The sequence below is a fragment of the Streptomyces sp. Edi2 genome (assembly GCF_040253635.1).
Classification (GTDB): domain Bacteria; phylum Actinomycetota; class Actinomycetes; order Streptomycetales; family Streptomycetaceae; genus Streptomyces.
This window is the reverse complement of record NZ_JBEJGX010000003.1, coordinates 3,972,635-3,988,608: the sequence shown is the minus strand read 5'-3', so window position 1 is coordinate 3,988,608 and position 15,974 is coordinate 3,972,635. Positions and strand designations below refer to the sequence as shown.

The following is a 15,974-nucleotide window of genomic DNA, read 5'->3' as shown; positions in this document are numbered from 1 at the left end:
CCCGGACCGCGGCAACGCCGGTACGGACTTGGTGTGGGGCTGTGACGTAGCGGGACGCCGGGCGGGACGGATGAGCACATCTGCCGTATATCAGCCGGTCTCGGCCCTTCTCGTACGGTTCCCTCCGGCCTCAGCCGGTCTCGTCCGGTCTCCTCCGGTCCCCTCCGGCCTTGCTCGGTCCCCTCCGGCCCCAGCCGCCTTCCTCACGAGCCCGCATTCGACGCCGCCTCCTTGTCCTGACGTACCGCGCGCTCCACCGCATGCACCGTCCAGATCTCCCGTGCCCAGCGCTTCATCTCGCGGCGGACCGTGCGGTACTCGCGGCCCGGCAGGAGCCTGCGGTCGAGGTCGGTCGCCGAGGCCAGCGCGCCGAGCAGCCGGCTGCGGCGGTCCGGGAACCCGGCGCCGAGCGCCGCGGCGAAGCGCTCCCGGGCCGGGCCGGCCAGATCCACCGCCCCGGCCGGGAAGCGCTCGTAGGGGAAGAGGCCCAGGGCCCGCCGGGACTCCCTGCGCAGCGCGCCGCGCTCCTCCAGCCGGCGCAGACACAGCTCCTGAACGGGCCGTCCGGCGCTGCGCACCCAGCGCCGCGCCGTGCCGCCCCGGCGCTGCTTGGCCGGTCCCGGAAGCGCCGCCAGCGCGCCGTCCAGCACCGGGTCGCCCAGCGGCAGCGGGTTGGCCACCACGATCCGGTCGCGGCCCTCGACGGTGATCCGCCCGGCCCCCTCCAGATCGGCCAGCGCCGCACCGGCCAGCCCGTACCGCAGGTACGCGCCGTGGTTCAGCGGCCGGCCGCGGACCGGGTCGAGGGCGAGCAGCAGCAGCTCCTCCGGGAGGGTGAGCGGCGCGCCGGTCATCCCGCGGGCAGGATGCGGCCGGTGACCTCGCCCAGGCCGATCCGGGCGCCCTCGGGGCCCGGCGCCCAGGCGGTGAGAGTGACCTCGTCACCGTCCTGGAGGTAGGGGCCCTTGCCCTGGGTGAGCTCCAGCAGGCAGCCGAGCTGGTCGGGGTCAGGACCGGAGACGGTGCCGGAGGCGAACAGGTCGCCGGTGCGCAGCGAGGCGCCGTTGACGGTCATATGGGCGAGCTGCTGGGCGGCCGTCCAGTACATGGTGGAGAACGGCGGCCGGGAGACGGTCTCGCCGTTGATGCGCACCTCGATGCGGACGTCGATGCCGCCCGGCTCCGCGTCCGCGTCGTCGAGGTAGGGCAGCAGCGGCACGTCCCGGGCGGGCGGCGGCGTCCGGGCCTCGTCGAGGGCGTCGAGCGGGGTGATCCAGGCGGAGACGGAGGTGGCGAAGGACTTGCCCAGGAAGGGGCCGAGCGGCACGTACTCCCAGGCCTGGATGTCGCGCGCGGACCAGTCGTTGACGAGGCAGACGCCGAAGACGTGGTCGCGGAAGGCTTCCTGCGGTACGGGCTCGTGCAGCGTGGAGGGCGTACCGACGACGAAGCCGACCTCGGCCTCGATGTCGAGGCGGAGGGAGGGGCCGAAGGAGGGCGCTTCGTCCGCGGGGGCCTTGCGCTGGCCGTGCGGGCGGACGACCGGGGTGCCGCTGACGACGACGGTGCCCGCCCTGCCGTGGTAACCGATCGGCAGATGCTTCCAGTTGGGGGTCAGCGCCGCGGCGTCCGGGCGGAAGATCCGGCCGACGTTGGTGGCGTGGTGCTCGCTGGCGTAGAAGTCGACGTAGTCGGCGACCTCGAAGGGGAGGTGCAGCGTGACCTCGGTGAGCGGATGGAACAGCGGTGCCACTTCGTCGCGGTGCGCCGGGTCGGTCACGGCGCTGCGGACGGCCGCCCGGATCTGCTGCCAGACGGGACGGCCGGCCGCCAGCAGCGGGTTGAGGGTCGGGGCCGCGAGCAGTTCGGCGTGCGGGTGGATGGCGGCGGGCAGGGCGCTCGGCAGTGCGCTCAGATCGAGGACCCGGTCGCCGTAGCGGACGCCGAGGCGCCGCTGACCGGGCGCGTCGGCGGTGCTGAACACGCCGTAGGGCAGGTTGTGCGGGCCGAAGGGATCGCCTTCCGCCAGGTCGAACGGGCTCTGCTCGGGCATGGACAGCTCCTCGCGTTCGTCGTCGCCGGTGGGCGGCCGGGCCGGCCGGACCTGGTGGCCCGACGGCCGGCGGTGCCGACGATCAGCGTACGGCCGGGTGGTGACCCACGGGGCGGTCATGGGGCGCGAGGGCGTGCGGGCGTACGGATTCGGACGGCGGGCGCGCCGTGTGATGCGCCCCCAAGCATCGGCAATGTCCGGAAAAGCCTTGCTGCACTGCGCAATTCGGGCCTAGCTTCCTTTCCTGGCGCGGGCCGGGGAGGGACCGCGCCGTTGGGGGGACACGTGGCTCGCAGTGCCGCACGGCTCGCGGTCGACCGGAGCGTTCCGGGGCTGATCGTGAAGATCGGGGCTTACCCCCTGCACCACGGAGGTGTGGGGGCGATCCGCAGCCTGGGGCGGCTCGGGGTGCCCATGTACGCCGTGACGGAGGACCGCTTCACCCCGGCGGCCCTCTCCCGCTATCTCCGGGGCCGTTTCGTCTGGCCGACCACCGGGCGGGAGGAGCCGGACCGGCTGGTGACGGGGCTGCTGCGGATCGGGCGGCGGATCGGCCGGCCGACGCTGCTGCTCCCCACCGACGAAGAGGCGGCCGTGCTGATAGCCGAGCACACCGACGCGCTCGCCGGGTCGTTCCTCTTCCCCCGCTCCGCCCCCGGACTGCCGCGCCGGCTGGCCAGCAAACAGGGCCTGCACGAACTGTGCGCGGCCCATGGAGTGCCCTCGCCGGCCGCCGTCTTCCCCGGTTCGTACGCGGACATCGAGGCGTACGCCGGGCGGGCGCGCTTCCCGGTGGTGGCCAAGAACCGCGAGGCGTTCGTCCGGCGCAAACGGCCCGCCGTCGCGGGGACGACCCGGATAGGAGGGCCGGACCAGTTGCTGGATCTGGCCCGTGACTGGGGCCCGCGGCCGGGCGTGATCCTGCAGGAGTACCTGCCGCGGGAGCAGGCCGAGGACTGGATCGTGCACGCCTGCTTCGGCGCGGACCGTGCGCCGCTGGCGCTGTTCACCGGGGTCAAGGTGCGCTCCTGGCCACCGCACGCCGGCATGACGGCCTGCGCGTACGTCGTCGACAACCCGGAACTCGCCACCATGTCGGCGGAGTTCGTCGACCGCATCGGGTTCACCGGCATCGCCGATCTGGACTGGCGCTTCGACCGCCGCGACGGCCGGTACAAGCTGCTGGACTTCAACCCGCGGATGGGCGCGCAGTTCCGGCTCTTCGAGAACGCCGCCGGGGTGGATGTCGTCCGCGCCCAGCATCTGGAGCTCACCGGGCGCACCGTCCCCGAGGGGGCGCAGCGGGCCGGGCGCCGCTTCGTCGTCGAGAACGTCGATCTGCCCGCCCGGCTCGCGTACCGGCGCAGCGGCCCGCGCCCGCCGCACGCTCCGGCGCGGGCCTCGGGCACCGAGCTGGCGTGGTTCGCGGGCGACGACCCGCTGCCGTTCCTCACGATGCTGGCGCGGTCCGCCGGGCCGGGCGCCCGGCATCTGAGGCAACTGCGGCTGGCGGGCCGCCGGGCGGGTACCGAGGCACCACTCAGGCAAGGGGAGGGACCGAAGTGAGCACTCCGGTAGCGGTCATCGGGGCCGGCCCGTACGGCGTGTCGACGGCCGCGCATCTACGGGCCCGCGGCCTGCCGGTGCGGGTCTTCGGGGCGCCGATGGCGAGCTGGCGCACGCAGATGCCCGCGGGCATGCTGCTCAAGTCGACGCCGGCGGCTTCCACCATCGACGTCCCGCAGCCCGGCCGCACCCTCGGCGACTTCTGCGCGGAGACGGGGGAGGGGCCCTACGCCTCGGACTGGGACATCGTCCCCATCGAGGTGTTCATCCGGTACGGGCAGTGGGTGCAGCAGCGCACGGTCCCCGATCTGGAGCAGGTCAAGGTGGTCTCGGTCGACCGGCGGGACGGCGGCTTCGAGCTGAAGCTGGACAGCGGGGAGCAGGTCGGCGCGCGGGCCGTGGTCGTGGCCACCGGCCTGAGCGGGCTGGCGCAGCTGCCGCCGGAGCTGGCCGCCGCGATCCCGGACGGGCCGTCCGCCACGGGCCCGGTCTCGCACAGTTCGCAGCACCACGACCTGTCCGCGCTGGCCGGGCGCGAGGTGGTGGTGATCGGCGCCGGGCAGTCGGCGCTGGAGAGCGCGGTGCTGCTCGCCGAGGCGGGCGCGGCATCCGTACGGGTGGTGGCGCGCGGCCAGGCCGCGGTGGGCTTCGGTGCGCCGCCGGACCGCCAGCCCCGCCTGCGGCCGCCGTCGCCGTTCGGCAACGCCTGGTCGCTGCATGCGCTGACGTATTACGCCGGCGGCTTTCGCCGGCTGCCGGTGCCCGCCCGGCGGTATCTGGTGCGGCGGGTGCTCGGCCCGCTGGGGGCGTGGTGGCTGCGGGACCGTTTCGCCGGCCGGGTGCAGGTGACGCAGGGGCGGCGGATCGTACGGGCCACGGTCCGTGACGGCCGTCCCGTACTGGCGCTGCGCGGGGCCGACGGGCAGGGCGGGGAGCTCGCCGCCGACCATGTGCTGGCCGCGACGGGCTACCGGATGGACCTGGCGGCACTGGATTTCCTGGGCCAGGGGCTGCGCACCGGGATCGTGACCCGGGCCGGCGGGCCGCTGCTGGACGCGGGCTTCGGCTCGTCCGTACCGGGGCTGTACTTCACGGGGTTGCCGGCGGCCGCCTCGTTCGGGCCGGTGATGCGCTTCGTGTGCGGCACGGAGTTCGCCTCGCCGCGGCTGGCACGGGCGGTGGCGCGGGCCTTCGGGTGAGCGGGGCTGCCGCGGAAGGGGCCTGCGGGTGAGAGGGGCTGCGGGGGAGCGGGCCTGCAGGTAGTAGGGGGCTGCGGGGGGAGGTGGGCCTACGGGTGAGCGGGGCTGCCGCGGAAGGGGCCTGCGGGTGAGAGGGGCCGCCGCGGAGCGGGCCTGCCGGTGAGGTGAGCCGGTGGCGCTGCTTCCGGTGGGGCCCTGCGGCTCGTCTCCGGCGAGGGAAGTCACCCTGCGCTGCGGGGCCTTCGCGGGAGGCTGCGGTGACTTCGGGGGAGCTGGGGTGCTTTCGCGGGAAGCTGCGGTGATGGTGGACGCAGTGACCGTGATCCGGGCGAAACCGCGGCGATTCGGGCAAGCGGGGGACGGGCGCGGAGGCGCGTAAGGCGGGCACGGAGGCGCGCGAGACGGGCGCGGAGGCGCGGAAGAGCGGGCGCGGAGGCGAGCGGGGCGGCCGTGCCCTGGCCGGGCGGGATGCCTTGCCGGACAAGAAGCAGGCCGGAAATACTCCTCTCGTTGCCGCAGACCACGCTCCCGCGTCACACTTTCGTCAACAGGTGATCCAGAACCTGTCGGCCGGGCCGCTGTGCTTCCCGGGCGGTTCGGGGGGCGGGCGCTCACGGTGATCGAACTGCGACCGGATACGCTGGCCAACGGTGGAGACAGCGACAGATCGACATTCAGTTTGATCGTCAGCAGACAGGAGTACCCCTCGTGACCGTCGTCGGGCCCTTCGGGCTGAGCGTGCGGGACCAGGCTCTTGAGGCCGATGTCCAGGCCGGGTTGGCGGCTGTCGAGGAGGGCCTGCTGGAGGCCACCAAGAGCGACGTGCCGTTCATCACCGAAGCCGCGCAGCACCTCGTGCGCGCGGGCGGTAAGCGGTTCCGGCCGCTGCTGGTGACGCTGGCCGCCCGATTCGGTGACCCCTACAGCCCGGGCGTGGTGCCCTCCGCGGTCGTCGTGGAGCTGACGCATCTCGCGACGCTCTATCACGACGACGTGATGGACGAGGCCGAAGTGCGCCGCGGCGTGGCCAGCGCCAACGCCCGCTGGGGCAACTCCGTCGCGGTGCTGACCGGCGATTTCCTGTTCGCGCGCGCCTCGCACATCCTCGCCGACCTCGGCCCTGAGGCGGTCCGGATCCAGGCCGAGGCGTTCGAGCGCCTGGTGACCGGCCAGATCCTGGAGACCGCGGGCCCGCGCGACGGCCGTGACCCCATCAGCCACTACCTGGACGTCCTCGCGGGCAAGACCGGCTCGCTGGTCGCCGTCGCGTGCCGGTTCGGCGCGATGATGTCGGGCGCCGAGGAGTCGGCGGTCAACATCCTCACCCAGTACGGCGAGCGCCTGGGCACCGCCTTCCAGCTGGCCGACGACGTGCTGGACATCGCCAGCGATTCGCATGAATCGGGCAAGACGCCCGGCACGGACCTGCGGGAGGGCATCCCGACGCTGCCCGTGCTGCATCTGCGGGCGCGCGCCGAGAGCGACGCCGGGACGCCCGAGGACCGTGCCCTTGCCGAGCTGCTGTCCGGCGACCTCACGGACGACGCCCGGCACGCCGAGGCACTGGCCGGCCTGCGCGCCCACCCGGCGCTCGAAGAGGCCCGCCGCGACACCGTGCGCTATGCGCAGGAGGCCCGCGCGATGCTGGCGCCGCTGCGGTCCTGCACGGCCAAGTCGGCCCTGGAAGGGCTCTGCGACGCGGTGGTGCACCGGGCTGGCTGAGGCCTGCCTGGGGGCCTGTGCGGGGGCTGTGTTCCGTGCCTGCTTTTTGTTCTCTCCGTGCCAGCTTTCCGTGCCTGCCTTCCCTCCCCGTGTTCCGCATCGCTCCGCTGCCTGTGCCTCGCATCCCCTAGAGCCGGTGCCCGCATCCCCTAGGGAACGCTCAGACTCCTGGGGTACGGACTCCGCCCTGCGGTGACCATGCGTCATACCTCAGCAGTAGGACGACTTGCTCCCGCTGGGTGACGCTATTCGTGAGGCGATTTGGTGAGATGGAAAGCACCAGAGCGCGGCGGACGGTCACAATGAGCCCCAGGGGTGACGAGTGGACAGCGCAGCAACCGCCGCATACGACGGAGGTAGGGCAGATGCCACGGAACGAACCGACACAGGCCACCGACGGATGGGACGAGAGGCGCTCCCCGAGGCGCCGTAAGGCGGTGCGGTACGGCGTACCGGTTGCCGTGGCGGGAGTGGCGGCGGCCACGATCGGGCTGGTCCCGGCGTTCGCCGGCTCCGGTTCTCCGGACCTGCCCAAGATCTCGGCGCAGGACCTGATAGCCAAGGTCGCCAAGTCGGATGTCCAGCAGCTTTCCGGCACGGTCCGGGTCACCACCGACCTCGGTCTGCCGTCCCTGCCGGGCGCCGGCGGCGCGGCGGGCGGCTTCGGCGGCGGCCAGGCCCCCGGCGGTAAGGGCGGCGACGGCGCCTCCGCCGCGCCCCAGAACAAGCTGATGGAGCTGGCGTCCGGGGCGCACACGCTGCGGGTCGCGGCCGACGGCCCCGAGAAGCAGCGGGTGTCGATCATCGACAAGGCCGCCGAGTACAGCCTTGTCCACAACGGCAACGAGGTCTGGGCCTACGACAGCGGCAGCAACACCGCGGTGCACAGCACCGCACCCCACGCCGGCCCGCACGGCAAGCAGCACCGGGCGCCCGAGGGCCTGCCCAAGAACCTGAAGGGTGCCACCCCGCAGGACCTCGCGAAGCAGGCCCTGAAGGCGGCCGGCGACACGACCTCGGTCACCGTCGACGGCACCGCCACGGTTGCCGGGCGGGACGCCTACCAGCTGCTGATCAAGCCCAAGCAGGCCGCCTCGACGGTCGGCTCGATCCGGGTCGCGGTGGACGCCTCCAACGGCGTGCCGCTGAAGTTCACCCTGACCCCCAAGAGCGGTGGCGCGGCCGCCATCGACGTCGGCTACACGAACGTCGACTTCGCCAAGCCCGCCGCGAGCACGTTCTCCTTCACCCCGCCCAAGGGCGCCAAGGTCGTCGACGGCGACAAGGCAGGGGCGAAGGCGCAGCGCGAGCACGGCAAGAACCTCCGGTCCCACCAGGGCGCGAAGGACTTCAAGAAGGACATGGGCGGGCTGAACGTCATCGGCAAGGGCTGGACGTCCATCGCCACGATCAAGGGCGCCGGCCCCGGTATGCCCTCCGGCAAGGAGCAGGGCGCCGGCGGTGACGCCGCCAAGTTCCTGGACAGCATCGGCGAGAAGGCGCACGGCTCCTTCGGCTCCGGCCGGGTCTTCAGCACCCGCCTGGTCAATGCCCTGGTCACGGACAAGGGCACGGTCTACGTCGGCGCCGTCGACAAGCAGGCCCTGATCGACGCGGCCAACGCCGCCAAGTAACGGGCCACCGCGCGGAAGCGCAGAAGCGCCAAGCAAATACAGAGCGCGGAAGCGCGGACGTGCGCAAGTGCGGAAGCGCAGAAGAGCGGGAGCGCCGTGCCGCCCCTCCGTGGGTGGCGCGGTGCGGCTCGTGGGCCACATCCGTACGACGTCGGGGGGAGCCGATGCCACAGCCCACCGCCTCGGCGCCCGACGGCGCCCGGCCACCCGATGGCTCCCGCGCGCCCGACGACGCCCGCCCGGCCGACGACGAGCCCGCTCGCCGGCCCGCCGGGGAGCCGGCGATCGAGACGCGCGGGCTGACCAAGGCCTACCGTGGCGGCCGGCTCGCGGTCGACGGACTTGATCTGGCCGTACCGCGGGGCAGTGTCTTCGGCTTCCTCGGACCCAACGGCTCCGGCAAGACCACCACCATCCGCATGCTGATGGGCCTGATCCAGGCGAGCGCCGGCAGCGCCCGGGTGCTGGGGCAGCCGATGCCGGCCGCGGTACGCCGGGTGCTCCCCAAGGTCGGCGCGCTGATCGAGGGCCCGGCGCACTACGGCTTCCTCAGCGGGCGGGACAATCTCCGCCGTTTCGACGCCGCCGACCCGCTCGCCGATCCCCGTACCCGTGCCGAACGGGTCGGGCAGGCACTGGAGCGGGTGGGCCTGGCCGCCGCGGCCGGCAAGAAGGCGCGCGCCTACTCCCTCGGCATGAAGCAGCGCCTCGGCCTGGCCGCGGCCCTGCTCCAGCCCCGTGAGCTGCTGGTCCTCGACGAACCGACCAACGGCCTGGACCCCCAGGGCATGCGGGAGATCCGCGCGCTGATCCGCGAACTCGCGGCGGACGGCACCACCGTCTTCCTCTCCTCCCACCTCCTCGACGAGATCGAGCAGGTCTGCACCCATGCCGCGGTGATGGCCCGTGGCCGGCTGATCACCCAGGGCACGGTCGCCGACCTCTCCGCCACGGTTCTCGACTCGCGCGGTCACGGCCGGCTGACGGTGACCACCCCCGACCCGGCCGACGCGGTCCGGGTCCTGAAGGAGCACGGCCTGACCGGCCTGGAGGTCACCGGCGACCGGGTGACCGGCGAACTCCCGGGCCCGCACGCGTCCATGGGCACCCCGGACGGCGGGACGCCGCCGGACCTGCCGGAGCTGGAGGACGTGCCGGAGCTGGGGGACCTGCCGGACCTGGCCGATCTCAACGCCGCGCTGGTGCTCGCCGGTGTACGGGTCCGTGGGTTCGGCAGGGAGCGGGCGTCGCTGGAGGATGTCTTCGTTCAGCTGACCGGGGAGGGCTTCGATGTCGCAGGCTGAGGCGGCGGCGCGCACGCCCCGACCGCTGTGGTCGCTGGGTCTGCTGCGCAGCGAGATCGTGACGATGTTCCGGCGCTGGCGCACCCTCGCGCTGCTGGCGGTGCTCGCGGGCGTACCGGTCCTGGTCGGTATCGCCGTCAAGATCGAGACGGGTGGCGGGGGCGGCGCGGGCGGTGGCGGTGGCGGCCCGGCGTTCCTCTCGCAGGTCACCCACAACGGCCTCTTCCTGGTCTTCACCTCGCTCGCGGTGACGCTGCCGTTCTTCCTGCCGATGTCCATCGGGGTGATAGCGGGCGACTCCCTCGCCGGTGAGGCCCACGGCGGGACGCTGCGCTATCTCCTGGTGGCTCCCGCAGGCCGCACCCGCCTGCTGCTGGTCAAATACGCCACGGTCCTGACGTTCTGCCTGGTGGGCACCCTGGTCGTGGCGCTCTCCGCCCTGGCGACCGGCGCCCTGCTCTTCCCCCTGGGCGAGGTCACCCTGCTCTCGGGGACGTCCGTGTCCTTCGGCGAGGGGCTGCTGCGGGCGCTGGCCATCGCGGTCGCGGTGGCGCTGTCCCTCATCGGAGTGGCGGCCGTTGGCCTGTTCATCTCGGCACTCACCACCAGCGGTATCGCCGCCATGGCGACCACGGTCGGCCTGCTGATCACCGTGCAGATCCTGGACACCCTCCCGCAGCTGCACGCCATCCAGCCCTATCTCTTCCCGCACTACTGGCTGTCGTTCGCGGACCTGCTCCGCGACCCCGTCTACTGGGACCAGCTGCAGAAGAACCTCGGCCTGCAGGCGCTGTACGCCGTGGTGTTCGGCTCGGCCGCCTGGGCGCGCTTCACCACCCGGGACATCACCGGGTGAGGCCACCGGACCGCGGCGTCGCGTCCGGTGCTCCGGCGGGCCTCCCCGCCACTGCATCGGCTGCCCGGTCCGCATCCGTCGACCGGCCCGCCGCCGCTTCCGCTGCCCGGTCCGCTTCCGCCGCCTGCACCGCCCCGGCCACCTCGCCCGAACGCGCCCCGGCCACCTCGCCCACATGCGCCCCGGCCGCCTCGCCCGCACGTGCCGCCGCCTCGGCCAGTGCCGCCCGACCCCGCCGTGCGGTCCGCAGCGCGTCCCAGGTCAGTAGCGTCAGGGCCGCCCACACCAGAGCGAAGCCGGCCCAGCGCTCCGGCGGCATCCGCTCGTGGAACACGGTGAGCCCCAGCAGGAACTGAAAGGTCGGCGCCAGATACTGCATCATCCCGATCGTCGTCAGCGGCAGCCGCACGGCCGAGGCGCCGAAGCAGATCAGCGGTACCGCCGTCGCGATACCGCAACCCGAGAGCAGCAGCGCCTGGCCCACCCCTCCGGTGGTGAAGCGGGACTCGCCGTGGAAGCCGAGGAAGACCAGGAACCCCAGCGCGGGCAGCAGCTGGAGGGCCGTCTCGGCGCTGAAGCCCTCGATCCCGTCGAGCTTGATGCCCTTCTTGACCAGCCCGTAGGTCGCGAACGAGAAGGCCAGCCCGAGCGCGATCCAGGGCACCTTGCCGTACGCGGCGGTCATCACGACGACGGCGAGCAGGCCGGTCCCCACCGCCGTCCACTGCAGCGGCCGCAGCCGCTCGCGCAGCACCAGTACGCCGAAGGCGATGCTGACCAGCGGGTTGATGAAATAGCCGAGCGAGGCCTCCAGGACGTGCCCGGCGTTGACCGACCAGATGTAGAGGAACCAGTTCGCCGAGATGACCAGGGCGCAGACCAGGATCAGCCCGAGCCTCCTGGGCTGCCGCAGCAACGGGCCGATCCAGGACCAGCGGCGCAGCACGGCCAGGATGACGACGGCGACGGGGAGCGACCACACCATGCGATGGGCCAGGATCTCGGACGGTGAGGCGGCGTCCAGCAGATGCCAGTAGAGCGGCAGCAGGCCCCACATGGTGTAGGCGGCGAGACCGTAGGCAAGTCCGGCACGCTGATCGCTTCGAGGCTGCAAGGGGGACCTCCGCAGGATGCTTCGCCGCCTCTGCGAAAGTAGCGCCGCCCTGCCCGGCTGTCATACCTGTCTTGCCATACGGTCATGACAGGCCGGCGGCCCACGAGTGCCGGGCCGGCTCACGCGTCCCGGGCCCGGGGAACGCAAAACGGGTGCCCGTACGGGACGCCGTAAGACGCTCCCGTAGGGACACCCGCCGGCAGCCCGCGGGCAGCCCGTCGGAATGATCCGCCGTCGTGGACCGACCGTCAGCCGACGACCGTCCAGGTGTCGTTGCCGTTCAGCAGAGAGGCCAGGTCGCCCTTGCCCTTCTGCTCGATGGCGTCGTCGAGCTGGTCGGACATCAGGGTGTCGTAGACCGGCCGGTTGACGTTGCGCAGGACCCCGATGGGGGTGTGGTGGAGCGTGTCGGGGTCGGCGAGCCGGGAGAGGGCGAAGGCCGTGGTGGGCGAGGGGTTGTGCGCGTCGTGCACCAGCACCCCGCCCAGGCCTTCCTCCCGGACGTCGATGACCTTGAGGTCGCCGGTGGCGGGGTCGCGGACCACGCCCTTGGAGCCGAAGCCGTCGGGGGCCAGGGCGCCGAAGCGGATCGGCTGCCCGTGCTCCAGGCGGATGACGGCCTCCTCGGCCTGGTCCTTGTCCTTGAGGACCTCGAAGGCGCCGTCGTTGAAGATGTTGCAGTTCTGGTAGATCTCCACCAGCGCCGTGCCGGGGTGGGCAGCGGCCTCGCGCAGCACCGAGGTGAGGTGCTTGCGGTCGGAGTCGACAGTGCGCGCGACGAAGGACGCCTCGGCGCCGAGCGCCAGCGAGACCGGGTTGAACGGTGCGTCCAGCGAGCCCATCGGCGTCGACTTGGTGATCTTGCCGACCTCGGAGGTGGGGCTGTACTGCCCCTTGGTCAGACCGTAGATCCGGTTGTTGAACAGCAGGATCTTGAGGTTGACGTTGCGCCGCAGGGCGTGGATGAGGTGGTTGCCGCCGATGGAGAGCGCGTCGCCGTCGCCGGTCACGACCCATACGGACAGGTCGCGCCGGGAGGAGGCCAGGCCGGTGGCGATGGCGGGGGCGCGGCCGTGGATGGAGTGCATCCCGTAGGTGTTCATGTAGTACGGGAAGCGGGAGGAGCAGCCGATGCCGGAGACGAAGACGATGTTCTCCTTGGCCAGGCCGAGCTCGGGCATGAAGCCCTGCACGGCGGCAAGGACGGCGTAGTCACCGCAGCCGGGGCACCAGCGCACTTCCTGATCGGACTTGAAGTCCTTCATGGACTGCTTGGCATCGGCCTTGGGCACCAGGGAGAGCGCCTCGATCGGCGAGGACCCCTCCGCGATCGTCTCAGTCATTGATGGCCTCCTTAAAGACCTCCGCGAGCTGCTCGGCCTTGAACGGCATTCCGCTGACCTGGGTGTGCGATTGCGCGTCGACGAGGTACGTGGCGCGCAGCAGGGTGGCGAGCTGTCCGAGGTTCATCTCCGGCACGATCACCTTGTCGTAACGCGCCAGGACCTCGCCGAGATTCCCCGGGAAGGGGTTGAGGTGGCGCAGATGGGCCTGCGCGATGCGCTCGCCGGCCCGCCGCACGCGCCGCACCGCCGCGGTGATCGGTCCGTAGGTCGACCCCCAGCCCAGTACGAGGGTCCCGGCGCCCCGGCCGCTGTCGTCGGTGGGGTCGTCGACCTCGATGTCGGGGACGTCGACGCCGTCGACCTTCGCCTGGCGGGTGCGCACCATGAAGTCGTGGTTGGCCGGGTCGTAGGAGATGTTGCCCGTGCCGTCCTGCTTCTCGATACCGCCGATACGGTGCTCCAGGCCCGGTGTGCCCGGCACCGCCCAGGGCCGGGCCAGCGTCTGCTCATCCCGCTTGTACGGCCAGAACACCTCGGTGCCGTCCGCCTGCTGGTGATTGGGGCCCGAGGCGAACTGGACCCGCAGATCCGGCAGTTCGTCGACCTCGGGGATCCGCCACGGCTCCGAACCGTTGGCCAGGTAGCCGTCGGAGAGCAGGAAGACCGGCGTGCGGTAGGCCAGCGCGATCCGGGCCGCTTCCAGGGCGGCGTCGAAGCAGTCCGCGGGCGTCTTCGGTGCCACGATCGGCACCGGCGCCTCACCGTTGCGCCCGTACATCGCCTGCAGCAGGTCGGCCTGCTCGGTCTTCGTCGGCAGCCCCGTCGAGGGTCCGCCGCGCTGGATGTCCACGATCAGCAGCGGCAGTTCCAGACTGACCGCCAGACCGATCGTCTCGGACTTCAGCGCCACACCGGGACCCGACGTGGTCGTCACCGCCAGCGCCCCGCCGAACGCGGCGCCCAGCGCCGCGCCGATCCCGGCGATCTCGTCCTCCGCCTGGAAGGTGCGCACACCGAAGTTCTTGTGCTTGGACAGCTCGTGCAGGATGTCGGAGGCCGGGGTGATCGGGTACGAGCCCAGATACAGCGGCAGGTCCGCCTGCCGGCCGGCCGCGATCAGCCCGTAGGACAGCGCGAGGTTCCCGGAGATGTTGCGGTAGGTGCCGGGCGGGAAGGCCGTGGTCGCCGGCGCGACCTCGTAGGAGACGGCAAAGTCCTCCGTCGTCTCACCGAAGTTCCAGCCCGCCCGGAACGCCGCGACATTCGCCTCCGCGATCTCCGGCTTCTTCGCGAACTTCGCCCGCAGGAACTTCTCGGTGCTCTCGGTCGGCCGGTGGTACATCCACGACAGCAGCCCCAGCGCGAACATGTTCTTGCTGCGCTCGGCCTCCTTGCGGGAGAGCCCGAACTCCTTCAGCGCCTCGACCGTCAGCGTCGTCAGCGGCACCGGGTGGACGTTGTAGGCCTCCAGCGACCCGTCCTCCAGCGGGCTGGTCGCATAGCCCACCTTCGCCATCGGGCGCTTGGTGAACTCATCGGTGTTGACGATGATGTCCGCGCCCCGCGGCACATCCGCGAGGTTCGCCTTCAACGCCGCGGGGTTCATCGCCACCAGCACGTTCGGCGCGTCACCGGGCGTGAGGATGTCGTGGTCGGCGAAGTGCAGCTGGAAGCTGGAGACGCCCGGCAGGGTTCCGGCAGGGGCGCGGATCTCGGCGGGGAAATTCGGCAGCGTCGACAGGTCGTTTCCGAACGACGCGGTCTCCGAGGTGAACCGGTCGCCGGTGAGCTGCATACCGTCACCGGAGTCACCGGCAAACCGGATGATCACCCGGTCGAGGCGTCGGACTTCCTTGCCTTCGCCGCCGTTACCGGAAGCGCGCTCTTCCCCGACAAGCGCTGCGTCGGTCTGCTCGGCTGTGCTACTGACCTGGCTGGTCACTGCTTCGGACCTCCCTCGAGGGGTGCGGCTTCCCCGCCGGAGGCAGGGCTCGGGACGTGTCATACCGACCGGTTGTCCCATAACCATCGTACGTGGGTAAGGGTGGCCTTCCCTGGGGTGCTCGCATGTTGGACATCAACATGAGACACCGATCTGGTGTGTTTAGTCATGAAATCACCACCCCCGTGGCCCCTTCTTCATGACGCTCCGGACCCCTCCATTGGTTCTACGACCAAAGTCCTGGACCGCGGCGGAAAACGTCTCGGAGCGCCTACCTGACAGGTTGTCAGGTCGCTAGGAGTTGAGGTAGGTGAGCACCGCAAGCACCCTGCGGTGATCCCCGTCACTCGGCGACAGGCCCAGCTTCAGGAAGATATTGCTGACGTGCTTCTCGACCGCTCCGTCGCTGACCACCAGCTGCCGGGCGACCGCGGAATTCGTCCGGCCCTCGGCCATCAAGCCCAGGACCTCGCGTTCCCGGGGTGTCAGATGTGCCAGCACGTCCTGCTTCCGGCTGCGGCCCAGCAGCTGCGCCACCACCTCAGGGTCCAGGGCGGTTCCGCCCCCGGCGACCCGGACCACGGCGTCGACGAACTCTCGCACCTCGGCCACCCGGTCCTTGAGCAGGTAGCCGATGCCCCGGCTCGACCCGGCCAGCAGCTCCGTCGCGTACTGCTCCTCGACGTACTGCGAAAGCACCAGCACCCCGAGGCCGGGGTGGTCCCGGCGCAGCCGGATGGCGGCCCTGACCCCTTCGTCGGTGTGCGTGGGCGGCATCCGTACGTCCGCCACGACCACGTCCGGCAGCGCCCCCTCGTCCGCCAGCTCCCCGATCGTCTTGATCAGCGCCTCGGCGTCCCCCACACCTGCCACGACCTCGTGCCCCCGGTCGGTGAGCAGCCGGGTCAGGCCCTCGCGGAGCAGCACCGAGTCCTCGGCGATGACCACCCGCACCTTGTCCTCCACGGCTCAGGTTCCCCCATGTCTCCTCGCGTCCCACCCCGTCGGCCTCCAGCATTCCAGCATTCGGACGGCGGCGCGGCGGATGAGGGGGATCGGGGTGCGGGGAAGGGGGAGTGGGGGCGATGCGGGGCTGATACGGGGGCTGGGGCGGGGTGCGACGGGGGTGGGGGCTGGGCCGCGCGTGGGGTGGAGCAGGGGCACCAAGGCACCGGAGCCGCCAGAGCGCCGGCCAGGCCTCCAGTGGCCCGGCGGCCTGGTGCCTTGGCGACCCGGTA

12 protein-coding genes are annotated in these 15,974 nt (G+C 72.0%); 6 read left to right on the top strand and 6 right to left on the bottom strand.

Features of this window, described 5'->3' with window-relative positions; translation table 11 throughout:
- Positions 1-203: 203 nt before the first annotated feature.
- Positions 204-854: a GOLPH3/VPS74 family protein gene (locus ABR737_RS20875; RefSeq protein ID WP_350251654.1), complete on the bottom strand. Its 651-nt coding sequence runs from the start codon at positions 852-854 to the stop codon at positions 204-206.
- Positions 851-2,053, bottom strand: a complete 1,203-nt coding sequence (fahA, locus tag ABR737_RS20870; protein ID WP_350256866.1) for a fumarylacetoacetase — start codon at positions 2,051-2,053, stop codon at positions 851-853. Before fahA ends, ABR737_RS20875 begins: the two co-directional genes overlap by 4 nt.
- A 285-nt stretch (positions 2,054-2,338) precedes the next feature.
- Between fahA and ABR737_RS20865 the strand changes: the two genes are divergently transcribed.
- The 6 genes from ABR737_RS20865 (at position 2,339) to ABR737_RS20840 (ending at position 10,334) form a co-directional block, all read left to right on the top strand.
- Positions 2,339-3,619: a carboxylate--amine ligase gene (locus ABR737_RS20865; protein ID WP_350251653.1), complete on the top strand. Its 1,281-nt coding sequence runs from the start codon at positions 2,339-2,341 to the stop codon at positions 3,617-3,619.
- Positions 3,616-4,818: an FAD-dependent oxidoreductase gene (locus ABR737_RS20860; RefSeq protein WP_350251652.1), complete on the top strand. Its 1,203-nt coding sequence runs from the start codon at positions 3,616-3,618 to the stop codon at positions 4,816-4,818. Before ABR737_RS20865 ends, ABR737_RS20860 begins: the two co-directional genes overlap by 4 nt.
- A 708-nt stretch (positions 4,819-5,526) precedes the next feature.
- On the top strand, positions 5,527-6,540 hold the full coding sequence (locus ABR737_RS20855) for a polyprenyl synthetase family protein (protein ID WP_350251651.1): 1,014 nt from the start codon (positions 5,527-5,529) through the stop codon (positions 6,538-6,540).
- Positions 6,541-6,905: 365 nt separating this feature from the next.
- A complete protein-coding gene (locus ABR737_RS20850; RefSeq protein WP_350251650.1) occupies positions 6,906-8,174 on the top strand; it encodes a LolA family protein in 1,269 nt (422 codons plus the stop codon).
- 164 nt (positions 8,175-8,338) lie between these two features.
- The gene (locus ABR737_RS20845) at positions 8,339-9,478 is read left to right on the top strand and encodes an ABC transporter ATP-binding protein (RefSeq protein WP_350251649.1); all 1,140 of its coding nucleotides are present in this window, start codon (positions 8,339-8,341) and stop codon (positions 9,476-9,478) included.
- Complete coding sequence (locus tag ABR737_RS20840; protein WP_350251648.1) at positions 9,465-10,334, top strand: ABC transporter permease; 870 nt, start codon at positions 9,465-9,467, stop codon at positions 10,332-10,334. Before ABR737_RS20845 ends, ABR737_RS20840 begins: the two co-directional genes overlap by 14 nt.
- Here ABR737_RS20840 and rarD read toward each other — a convergent pair.
- From rarD to ABR737_RS20820, 4 genes are all read right to left on the bottom strand, one after another.
- Complete coding sequence (gene rarD, locus ABR737_RS20835) at positions 10,324-11,448, bottom strand: EamA family transporter RarD (RefSeq protein ID WP_350251647.1); 1,125 nt, start codon at positions 11,446-11,448, stop codon at positions 10,324-10,326. The two genes, ABR737_RS20840 and rarD, sit on opposite strands and share 11 nt — an antisense overlap.
- Positions 11,449-11,696: 248 nt before the next feature.
- On the bottom strand, positions 11,697-12,791 hold the full coding sequence (locus tag ABR737_RS20830; RefSeq protein WP_350251646.1) for a 2-oxoacid:ferredoxin oxidoreductase subunit beta: 1,095 nt from the start codon (positions 12,789-12,791) through the stop codon (positions 11,697-11,699).
- On the bottom strand, positions 12,784-14,736 hold the full coding sequence (locus tag ABR737_RS20825; protein WP_350251645.1) for a 2-oxoacid:acceptor oxidoreductase subunit alpha: 1,953 nt from the start codon (positions 14,734-14,736) through the stop codon (positions 12,784-12,786). The genes ABR737_RS20830 and ABR737_RS20825 overlap by 8 nt, the downstream gene beginning before the upstream one ends.
- A gap of 294 nt (positions 14,737-15,030) precedes the next feature.
- Positions 15,031-15,690 (bottom strand): LuxR C-terminal-related transcriptional regulator, encoded by a 660-nt coding sequence (locus ABR737_RS20820; RefSeq protein ID WP_350256865.1) that lies wholly within the window; start codon positions 15,688-15,690, stop codon positions 15,031-15,033.
- Positions 15,691-15,974: the final 284 nt, after the last annotated feature.

What these genes read in the sequence shown, in the direction of transcription:
- ABR737_RS20840 (WP_350251648.1), top strand. Translation starts at nt 9,465, where the DNA reads ATGTCGCAGGCTGAGGCGGCGGCGCGCACGCCCCGACCGCTGTGGTCG.
- ABR737_RS20850 (WP_350251650.1), top strand. Translation starts at nt 6,906, where the DNA reads ATGCCACGGAACGAACCGACACAGGCCACCGACGGATGGGACGAGAGG.
- ABR737_RS20845 (WP_350251649.1), top strand. Translation starts at nt 8,339, where the DNA reads ATGCCACAGCCCACCGCCTCGGCGCCCGACGGCGCCCGGCCACCCGAT.
- ABR737_RS20830 (WP_350251646.1), bottom strand. Translation starts at nt 12,791, where the DNA reads ATGACTGAGACGATCGCGGAGGGGTCCTCGCCGATCGAGGCGCTCTCC.
- ABR737_RS20875 (WP_350251654.1), bottom strand. Translation starts at nt 854, where the DNA reads ATGACCGGCGCGCCGCTCACCCTCCCGGAGGAGCTGCTGCTGCTCGCC.
- fahA (WP_350256866.1), bottom strand. Translation starts at nt 2,053, where the DNA reads ATGCCCGAGCAGAGCCCGTTCGACCTGGCGGAAGGCGATCCCTTCGGC.